Annotated in this window: 10 protein-coding genes and 1 pseudogene; 10 read left to right on the top strand and 1 reads right to left on the bottom strand. The window is 66.2% G+C overall.

Going from position 1 to position 8,627, the window contains the following annotated elements; genetic code table 11:
• The first annotated feature begins 69 nt into the window (after positions 1-69).
• Genes NZN28_RS13105 through NZN28_RS13070 form a run of 8 tightly spaced genes read left to right on the top strand, consistent with a single transcriptional unit; the run spans position 70 to position 6,363 of the window.
• Positions 70-612, top strand: a complete 543-nt coding sequence (locus NZN28_RS13105) for a hypothetical protein (protein WP_295398844.1) — start codon at positions 70-72, stop codon at positions 610-612.
• Positions 612-770, top strand: coding sequence for a hypothetical protein (locus NZN28_RS13100; protein WP_170148234.1), 159 nt, complete (start codon positions 612-614; stop codon positions 768-770). Before NZN28_RS13105 ends, NZN28_RS13100 begins: the two co-directional genes overlap by 1 nt.
• A complete protein-coding gene (locus NZN28_RS13095) occupies positions 771-3,176 on the top strand; it encodes a phage tail tape measure protein (protein ID WP_295398840.1) in 2,406 nt (801 codons plus the stop codon). It abuts the gene before it with no gap.
• Entirely contained in the window at positions 3,169-3,792 is a 624-nt protein-coding gene (locus tag NZN28_RS13090) for a hypothetical protein (RefSeq protein WP_295398838.1), read from the top strand. Before NZN28_RS13095 ends, NZN28_RS13090 begins: the two co-directional genes overlap by 8 nt.
• Complete coding sequence (locus tag NZN28_RS13085) at positions 3,792-4,451, top strand: hypothetical protein (RefSeq protein WP_295398836.1); 660 nt, start codon at positions 3,792-3,794, stop codon at positions 4,449-4,451. Before NZN28_RS13090 ends, NZN28_RS13085 begins: the two co-directional genes overlap by 1 nt.
• The gene (locus tag NZN28_RS13080; protein ID WP_051529430.1) at positions 4,441-4,926 is read left to right on the top strand and encodes a hypothetical protein; all 486 of its coding nucleotides are present in this window, start codon (positions 4,441-4,443) and stop codon (positions 4,924-4,926) included. Before NZN28_RS13085 ends, NZN28_RS13080 begins: the two co-directional genes overlap by 11 nt.
• A gap of 2 nt (positions 4,927-4,928) precedes the next feature.
• Positions 4,929-5,297, top strand: a complete 369-nt coding sequence (locus NZN28_RS13075) for a GPW/gp25 family protein (protein WP_027878159.1) — start codon at positions 4,929-4,931, stop codon at positions 5,295-5,297.
• On the top strand, positions 5,287-6,363 hold the full coding sequence (locus NZN28_RS13070; protein WP_295398831.1) for a baseplate J/gp47 family protein: 1,077 nt from the start codon (positions 5,287-5,289) through the stop codon (positions 6,361-6,363). Before NZN28_RS13075 ends, NZN28_RS13070 begins: the two co-directional genes overlap by 11 nt.
• A gap of 36 nt (positions 6,364-6,399) precedes the next feature.
• Here NZN28_RS13070 and NZN28_RS13065 read toward each other — a convergent pair whose 3' ends face one another.
• Entirely contained in the window at positions 6,400-7,629 is a 1,230-nt protein-coding gene (locus NZN28_RS13065) for a transposase (protein WP_295398829.1), read from the bottom strand.
• 116 nt (positions 7,630-7,745) lie between these two features.
• Between NZN28_RS13065 and NZN28_RS13060 the strand changes: the two genes are divergently transcribed.
• Positions 7,746-8,348: a phage tail protein gene (locus NZN28_RS13060; protein WP_295398827.1), complete on the top strand. Its 603-nt coding sequence runs from the start codon at positions 7,746-7,748 to the stop codon at positions 8,346-8,348.
• A gap of 8 nt (positions 8,349-8,356) precedes the next feature.
• Positions 8,357-8,627 (top strand): annotated as a pseudogene (locus NZN28_RS13055) (hypothetical protein); the annotation flags it as partial.

Below are 8,627 nucleotides of genomic sequence, written 5' to 3'. Positions count from 1 at the left end.
CCATGAACTGCTAAACTAGACTCAACCTAGCCAGTCCTTCGGGACTGGCTTTTTCTTTTGGAGACCGCCATGAGCAAGATTGCCGAAACTGCTGTCCAGGCCGTGCGCCGCGAGTTGCCGGGCTTCCCCACCGCCGCTGGCTGGTGCGTGGCCTTCGCCTTCGAGGCGGTGGCGCGCGCGCTGGACACCAACCGCTGGCGGCTTTACAGCCGCATCCTGGACGACACCAAAGCCGATCCGGATAAATCCCGCTGGGCGCACGATGTGGAGCTAGGTGTGCAGCGGATGGGCTGGGCGGTGAGCACCACCGACTACGACCCGGCCAACCCCACCCAGCGCACCACCTTGCTGCGCCTGCTGCAGCCGGGCGATTTGCTTTTCAGCAGCCGCTACTTTGACGAGCCTCCCACCAGCGCCCGCACCGCCCCCGACCGCGAGGGGCACATCGGCATCTACGTGGGGGAGATCGAGGGCCAACCGTGCGTGGCGGAGAATACCCGTGCCGATAGAGGCAGGTGGTTTGCGCGGAAATCCGCATTGCGGCTCACGCCCCTGGGCCAGTGGGACACCGTGACCACCGTGGCCCGCATCCCGCAGAACTGGAGGCCCTGATGCCCGAGCCCAGTATGGAGCGCGCTTTACAGCTCCTGGCCCAGAAGCTGGCCCAGGCCGAACTCAACGCGGCCTATCTGCAGGCCAGCCTCGAGGCCGCCCTCGAGCGCCTCCGCACCCTGGAAGAAAGCTCGAAATCCGATAAACCGGAGGGTTAGTTGAACCAGCTCATGCGCCTGCAGGTGTTGGTGGACCTGGCCGATCGCATCTCCGGCCCGGCCAACAACATCGTGCGCACGCTGGGGGGCCTCGAGCGGGCCGCCGTCCAGACCAGCTCGGCCATCGACCGCATCCAGATGGGGGCCTCGCTGGCCGCCGCTGCGCTGGCCGTCGCCGCCCCGATCGGCCTGGCGACCCGGGCCGCTATCGAGTTCGAGTCGGCCTTCGCCGATGTGAAAAAGGTGGTGGAGTTCACCCCTGCGCTGGGCCCCGAGGTGCTGCAGAAGCAGCTCATCGCCCTGTCGCGCCAGATTCCCCGCTCCGCCGCCGAGCTGACCCAGATCGCGGCTGCTGCCGGCCAGGCGGGAATTGCCCTGGAGGAGCTGGCCGGCTTTACCGAGGATGCCGCCAAGGTGGCGGTGGCCTTCGATATCTCCGCCCAGGAGGCCGGGGACACCCTGGCCAAGCTGAGAAACATTTTCGGCATGACCCAGCCGCAGGTGGTGCAGCTCTCCGACGCGGTCAACCACCTCTCCAACAACATGGCCACCACCGCCCCGCAGATTCTGGAGGTGCTGCGGCGCATCGGCGGCACCGGGCAGCTGGTGGGCCTCACCGCCCAGCAGATGGCCGCGCTGGGGGCGGCGATGCTGGCCACCGGCACCCAGCCCGAGGTGGTGGCCACCGGCTTGCAGGCCCTCATCAACAAGCTGGCCAACGCCACCACCGGGAGCAAGCAGCTCAAGACGGGCCTCGAGGCCATCGGCTACAGCGCCGAGGGCATGGAGGCGGCCATCCGCAAGAACGCCCAGGGGGCCATCCTGGACTTCCTGCGCACCGTCAACAACTCCAAAGACCCGCTCAAGGTCTTGAGCCTGATCTTCGGCCAGGAATACGCCGACGATATCGCCCGGCTGGCCAAGGCGCTGCCGCTGGTGGAGCAGGGTTACAAGCTGGTGGGGGACAGCCAGGCCTACGCGGGCAGCGTAGGGCAGGAGTTCGCCAGCCGCTCGGCCACCACCGCCAACCAGCTCCAGCTTTTGCGCAACGACCTCCAGGCCATCGCCATCACCCTGGGTCAGGTTTTCCTGCCCCCCGTGCAGCGGGTGGTGGGGGCCGTGCGGGGCTTCCTGGATCAGGTGATGAGCGCCATCAACGCCATGCCGGGGCTAAGCAGCGCGCTGGGGGGCCTCACGGCGGGGCTGGGTGGGGTGGTGCTGGCCGCTGGTGGGGGCATCGCCGCCCTGGCCGGGGTAGGTATGGTGGCGGGCCAGGCTCGGATGGGCCTGCTGCTGCTGCGGGAGGGCATGAGCGCCCTGGCTTTGAGGGCGTTTGACCTGGCCGGGGCGCTGGATCGGGCCATCCTGCGCCTGCGGGCCCTGGGCGGCCCCATTCCGGCGGCCCGTGCGGCGGTGCTGGGGCTGGCCGGGGCCTTCCGGGCCCTCACAGCGGCGATGCTGGCCAATCCGGTGGGGGCTTTGCTGGCCGGGCTGCTGGCGCTGGGCGCGGCGTTTGTCTGGGCCTGGCAGCACGTGCAGCAGTTCCGCGATCAGGTGCGGCTGGCCCTGGTGCCCTTAGTGGCGGCGTGGAATGGTTTTCGCCAGGCCATCGCCGGGCTGGCCCTGCAGTTCGGCCCGGTGGGCGAGGTGATCGCAGCCGCTCTAGGGCGGGCCTATGGGGCGCTGGATGCGCTGGGCTATGCCTTTGGCTTCGTGCTGGGGTTCATTATGACCCTCACCATCAACGTCTTCGCCCGCATTGGGGCCAGCATCGTCAGCGCCCTCACCGGCCTAGTGAACCTGGTGCGGGGGCTGCTCGAGGTGCTGGTGGGCCTGTTTACGGGTAATTTCGAGCGGGCCCGGGCGGGGGTGGAGCAGATCATGCAGGGGGTGGTGCAGGTGATCACAGCCCCGCTTGCCCTGTTGGGCCAGCAGGCCGTGGCGTGGGGCCGCAACATCATGGGCGGCCTGGCCCAGGGCCTCTCCGCCGGGCTCTCGGGGGTGGCCGAGCGCATCGCCCAGGGCGGCGAGGCCATCAAGAACTGGTTCCGCAGCCTATTTCAGATCAGAAGCCCCTCGCGGGTCTTTGCGGGCTACGGCCTGATGCTCTCGCTGGGCCTGGCCCAGGGCATCGAGGCCGGGATGCCGCAGGTGGCGGATGCGGTCGCCGGAATGGAGCAGTCGCTCCAACCCCGGGTGGAGCTGCCACAACCGGGCCTCACACCCCCACCGGCTCAGGCCCGCCCCAGAACTGAGCGCTCAATCACGGTCAGCATCAACATCGAGCAGATTCAGATCGGCAGCGGCCAGCCGCGCCAGGTGGTGCAGGAGTTGCAGCCGGCCATCAAAGAGGCGGTGCTGCTGGCGCTGGAGGAGCTGGCGCTGGAGGAGGGTGTGGATGGCTAAAATCCCTAGCCCCTGGGAAGCGCCGGAGGTGTGGGAGACCCTGACCCTGCTGGGCCCGCAGGGCCGGGTGGCCATCCCCAACGTCACCGTGAACGTGCGGGGGGGCGGCCTGGAGGAGGATTCCGCCCCCATCGCAGGCGAAAACGGGGCCGAGCGCACCTTTCTGCGCTACCGCGACGCCGAGGTGGAGGTGGAGGCGGTGGCCGATTCCAAGGCCGAGTTCGAGCGGCTTTTAGCGGTGCTCAACCTGTACCGCAACCGGCGCGACAAGAAGCCGGTGGTTCTACAGGCGGCCCACCCCAACCTGCAGCTCCACGGGGTGCGCTATGTCTACCTCGTCGAGGTGGAAAGCCCGGACTTCAGCCGGGAAAGTGGATTTATTCTGCGCTTCAAGCTGAGGGAGTGGCAGTCCAAGGAGCGCCGGAGTGGCACAGTGGAGAAGCTCGACGGCCCCGCGCCGGGCAGCCTGGCCGGCAGCGGCAGCGGCGGCGCTGGCGGAGGCAAACCCAGCGCGCAGAAGGCAGGCGAAAACAGGCCCAGCATGGTGGGGCTATCGTCTGTGGCGCGAGGGGTCGCGGATGGTTCTGCTGTGGCGAATCGGATGGTAGGTAGATAATGGCGCTGCTCTCGATCAAGTCCAGCAAAATCTCGGATGGGCAGATCAGCCTGCCCCGCACGGGCCGGTGGGTTGCCGCGCTGCGGGCCACCGAGCCGGTGCCGCTGGGTGAGCCGCTGCAGATGGAGTTTGAATCCGGCGAGCGCCTGGCGGCTACCTGCGTGGCTGCGGGCCGGCAAGGGGGCTTCTGGAGCCTATCCCTGGTGGGCGGGGCGGGCCGGCTGGATCGGGCGCTGCGCCCAAAGTATTACGAAGGGGTACCGGCCTACCTCATCATCCGCGACCTGCTGACCGAGGCAGGCGAGGCCGCAGGGGAGATCGACGGCCCCGAGGTTTTCCTGCGCTACACCCGCCTGGGGTATCCCGCCTGGCAGGAGTTGCGCCGGGTGCTGCTGTTGCTGCCGGAGCGCAGCTGGCGGGTGCAGCCGGATGGCCGGGTCTGGGTGGGGCGTGAGGCCTGGCCCTCTTACCCAAAGCGGCTAGCCTCTATCGAGTTCGACTTTGCACGGGGGCATTTCTGGTTCTCTTTGGAGCCCGGCCTGCAGCCCGGCGTGCGCCTCGAGGGCCGGGCGGCTGGGGCCGACGTGGTGTTCGGCAACGTCGAGCGCGTGGTGCACCACATCGGCCAGTATCGCACGGAGGTGTTTTGTGCCCGGTGAGCGACTGAAGCGCCGCCTGCAGCAGCTAATCTGGGATGGCCGCCTGGACACCCTGGCCCTCTACCCCTGCCAGATTCTGCGCGACCACGGCGATATGCGGCTCGATCTGCAGCCGGACAAGCCCGATCTGCCCCTGCTCACGCGGGTGCCCCTGCGCACCATGCTGCCCGGGGTGGAGGTGCGGGTGCAGGTGGGCACGCGGGTGCTGCTGGGCTTCGAAAATGGCGATCCGGCCCGCCCGGTGGCGTTGTTGTTCGACGCGGGCAGCCTGCGGGAGCTGATAATTCACGCCACCGTAAAGGTGAACCTGGTGGCGCCGGAGGTCAATGTAAATGGAGATGTGGTCAATCTCGCCGGCGGGGGCCCCGCGGTGGCCCGGGTGGGCGACCAGATTCGCATCACCGGCGTGGCCGCAGGCTCGGCTACCCTCACCGGAGAGATCATCAGCGGCTCCGGCAAAACATTTTCGGGATAACTATGGTGGACCTCGGAACCGACTACAGCCTGATCGAGCGCCGCCGCAAGAGCGGCCTGGAAAACCTGCTGGGGGCTTTAGTGCGGCGGCTACAGACCCCACGCGGGGGGCTCTTTTACGACCCGGCCTACGGCTTTGACCTGCGCGAGATGGTGCAGGCGCCCTGGAATGCCCAGACCCAGTACGAGCTGGAAACCTTCGTGCAGGCCGCGGTGGAGCAGGACCCGCGGGTGGCCGAGGTGGAAGTGGAGGCCGAGCAGATGGATTTGAATCGAGTTCGCGTCAGCATTCGCGGCCTGACGGCCCAGGGCCCGTTTGCGCTGGTTTTGGCCGTCAGCGGCGTATCGGTGGAGGTGCTGCGTGCTACTTGAGCAATTACTCCAGCCCCGATCGCAAAGCCAGGTGCTGGCCCGGCTCATCAGTATTTTGCAGAGCAAGGGCTACGCCCCCAACGACTGGATAGCCGGCTCCGAGCAGCGCACACTGATCGAGCTGTACGCCGAGGCCATCGCCGAGCTGGAGGCGGTGCGCCTGGCCATTACCCAGGGCGGATACCTGGAAAGCGCCACCGGCCCATTCCTGGATCTGTATGCCTACAACGTTTATGGCCTCCTGCGCAAAGAGGCCACCTTTGAGCGGCAGCGCTTTACCCTGACCTGCAGCAGCGGGTTTGGCCCCTATACCATCCAGCCCAACCAACTTTGGGCCGGGGTGGGTAATCTGCGATTTAACAATGTGGCCGGCGGTGTGCTCAATCCGGGCGGCACGCTGTCGCTGGAGTTCAGGGCCGAGAGCCCCGGCACGGCCTATCGGCTCGCGCTGGGTAGCGGCACAACCCTGTTTACCCCGCTGCCCGGCGTAACCATCGTTAACGACCAGGTAATCGAGGCTGCGATTGATCAGGAAACCGACGCGCAGCTACGCGAGCGCTGCCGCCTGCGCTGGGCAGAGCTGGGCTATGGCGGCACCGCCGCCGCTTACCGCTCCTGGGCGCTCTCGGCTGACCCCAGCATCACTAAGGTGCGCGTTTTGGATCAGAATCCGCGCGGCCAGGGAACAGTCGATGTGGTCGTGTGGGGTGAGGGGGGCCTGGGCAGCGGGGCGGTAGCGGCGGCCAACAACATCATCCAGCAGAAAAAGCCGCTCACGGCGGATGTGCAGGTATATGCAGCCACGGCCGTCAACGTCACTATTACCGCCACCATCCGGGTACGCACGGGATTCCTGAGCCAGGCGCAGGGGCAGGCCGCGGCAGCCCTGGCGGCTCTGCAAGCGGGTGTGCCGATTGGCGGGATAATCTACAGATCGGCCATCATCGAAGCGCTGTTCGTGCCCAATGTGATTGATGTGGCGTTGTCGGCTCCTGCAACCGATGTCACCCTGAGCAGCGCGCAGGCCGCGCAATTCAACGCAAACCTGACCTGGATTGAGGTGTAGCCCTGACATCCTCCCCGTTCTGAAGAACGGGGGTTCCTACGCGGAACTTTCAAGGTTGGAGTCTGCATGAGCCGAAGCCCACACCTTTACTCCATCCAGCCGCTCCCCAGCGGGAGCAGCCTGTCCGGGTTGCCCCAGACGGGCCGTGTCAGGCGGCCCATGCCGCAACACATCAAGTGCAGCGGCAGCGATGTTGAGGCTAGCTACCACGTCGGCGTTGCCCCGGTAGCCGCAGCCGACACATCGGAAGTCGGCCTGCGTGGTTCGGTTGGCTCGGGTGGCATGCCCACAACGGGGGCAGGTCCGGGAGGTCTTGCGGGGGTCAACGAAGATAACCCGCACCCCTGCCCGCTCGGCCTTGTACAGCACGAAGTCGGCCAGTTGCCGGAAGGCCCAACTCGCCACCATGCGGTTGAAACGCTTGCTGCCCCGTACCCTGTCGCGTATCCCGTCCAGCTTCTCGAAGGCCAGCACCGGGTTGGGGTACTGGGCCGCAAGGTCTACGAGCCCTCGGCTGACCTTGTGGTTGAGGTCCGTCATCCAGCGCTGCTCCTTGCCTCGCTGGGCCTTCACCCGGTCGGTGCGGCGGTGGCGCTGGTAGCGACGGCGGAGGGAGGCTCGGTGTTCGCGCTCATGGCGGATGGGCTTGCCGTTGACTACGAACACGCCTTTGGGATGCTTGGCTGCGGCCAACCGAACAATGCCCAGGTCCACCCCGATGACGGTGGGTTCACCGTCGCCGTCACGGACGGTGGGGGCGGTGGGCATCTTGAGGGGCAGCATCACGAACCAGTCTTCGCCCCGCTTGAACAGCCGAGCATCGCCTTTGACGTACTGCAACTTGTCCCGCCAATGTTGCGGGACGCAAAGGGGGAGCCAGATGTAGTCACCCCGCACCCCGGTCGAAAGCCGAAGGGCGGTTCCCACCACCTGGTAGGCGTTGGTCCCCAGCCCGATGCCTTGGCTGCGCACCGCCGTAGGCTTCCCCGCCTGCTGCTTGCTCTTGCGCAACCCGAAATGGCTCCTGGCGAGCTGTACGGCCTGGTTGACCGCCATGCGGCAGTAGTCGGAGGGCAGGCCCAGGGCACGGATGGAGGCGTAGGTGGCGGCATGGATTTTCCCCCTGTTCGAGGTTTTGGCGCTCAGGGCAGCATCGAGCCCCAACTGCGTTCCCTGGCGAAACAGTTCAGCGGTCTGGTCGAGCCAGGCCCGCTTGGCCCTGCCGGGGGAGCGCAGCTTGAGCACGACGGTTTCTGCTCTGTGCATGAAAGTAGTATCCCAAAAATCAAACCGCAAATCAAGTTAACGACCCTGCACCGGGCTTTGCCCGGCTTCCGCTTCCTCCCCGCATTGAAATGCGGGGCATCCGCGAAAGGAGTTCTGTGATTCCGCTATACGAGATTCGCCTGCTGGAGGATTGGTTACGGGATCGGGCTCCGCCCTGGTTTCAAGATGCCCCGGTCGGGCCGGAAATCGAGGCCTATGGAGCGCTTGCCGATGAGCACCTCGAGTATGTGGCTACCGCCTTGCGCGCGAGATATGCCGAGCTGGCCCCGGAGGATGGTTTGAACCTGCTTGGGGCTGAGCGCAATTTCGTGCGCTATCCTGCCGAGAGCCTGGACGCCTTCCGGCAGCGCATTATTGGCGCCTGGGAATTTTGGCAATGGGCGGGCACCGAGTACGGCCTGGGCCTGGCCCTCTCTCAGCTCGGCTACAACAGCGCCATAGTGCCGGTGCGCAACTACGACAACACGCGCTGGAGCGAGTTCGACGTATACCTGTACGCTGGCACCCGTAGCTACGATGGCTCGGTAGAGGAGAAAAACCGCATCCTTGCAATCATTAATCAGGTCAAACCAGCGCATACCCGATTGGCAACGCTGCGATACGTGCCATCAGGGCCGTTGAACTGGAACCCGGCGGGCCTTACCTGGAACCCACCAGGGCAGGTCTGGGGCGCGCCGCCTGTCGTGCTTTATCCGTAGGAGGAACCATGCCCAAAACTCTTAACCCTCAAAACACTTTCCCGACCAACATCCCCAATTTTCCCATATCGGGGAACAACGAGCCCATCGCCATAGAGCCGCTGGAAAACGCCATCCAGGCTGTGCTCAACCGCAGCGAGAACCTGCACGTGCGCCTGAGCGAAGCCGAGACTCAGGGCGTGAAGCGGGTGCGGACGGTGGCCTCGCTGGCCGCGCTCTCAGCGGCCACTGGCTTCAACAATGGCGATGTGTGCGATGTGGAAGGCTATGGGCGCTACC

This window comes from Meiothermus sp. (genome assembly GCF_025056915.1).
Taxonomy (GTDB): Bacteria; Deinococcota; Deinococci; order Deinococcales; family Thermaceae; genus Meiothermus.
This window is presented reverse-complemented; position numbering and strand designations above follow the sequence as displayed.

Bases quoted from the DNA above. Each gene is read 5' to 3' on its own strand.
- NZN28_RS13105 (WP_295398844.1), top strand. From the start codon at position 70: ATGAGCAAGATTGCCGAAACTGCTGTCCAGGCCGTGCGCCGCGAGTTG.
- NZN28_RS13100 (WP_170148234.1), top strand. From the start codon at position 612: ATGCCCGAGCCCAGTATGGAGCGCGCTTTACAGCTCCTGGCCCAGAAG.
- NZN28_RS13090 (WP_295398838.1), top strand. From the start codon at position 3,169: ATGGCTAAAATCCCTAGCCCCTGGGAAGCGCCGGAGGTGTGGGAGACC.
- NZN28_RS13085 (WP_295398836.1), top strand. From the start codon at position 3,792: ATGGCGCTGCTCTCGATCAAGTCCAGCAAAATCTCGGATGGGCAGATC.
- NZN28_RS13075 (WP_027878159.1), top strand. From the start codon at position 4,929: ATGGTGGACCTCGGAACCGACTACAGCCTGATCGAGCGCCGCCGCAAG.
- NZN28_RS13065 (WP_295398829.1), bottom strand. From the start codon at position 7,629: ATGCACAGAGCAGAAACCGTCGTGCTCAAGCTGCGCTCCCCCGGCAGG.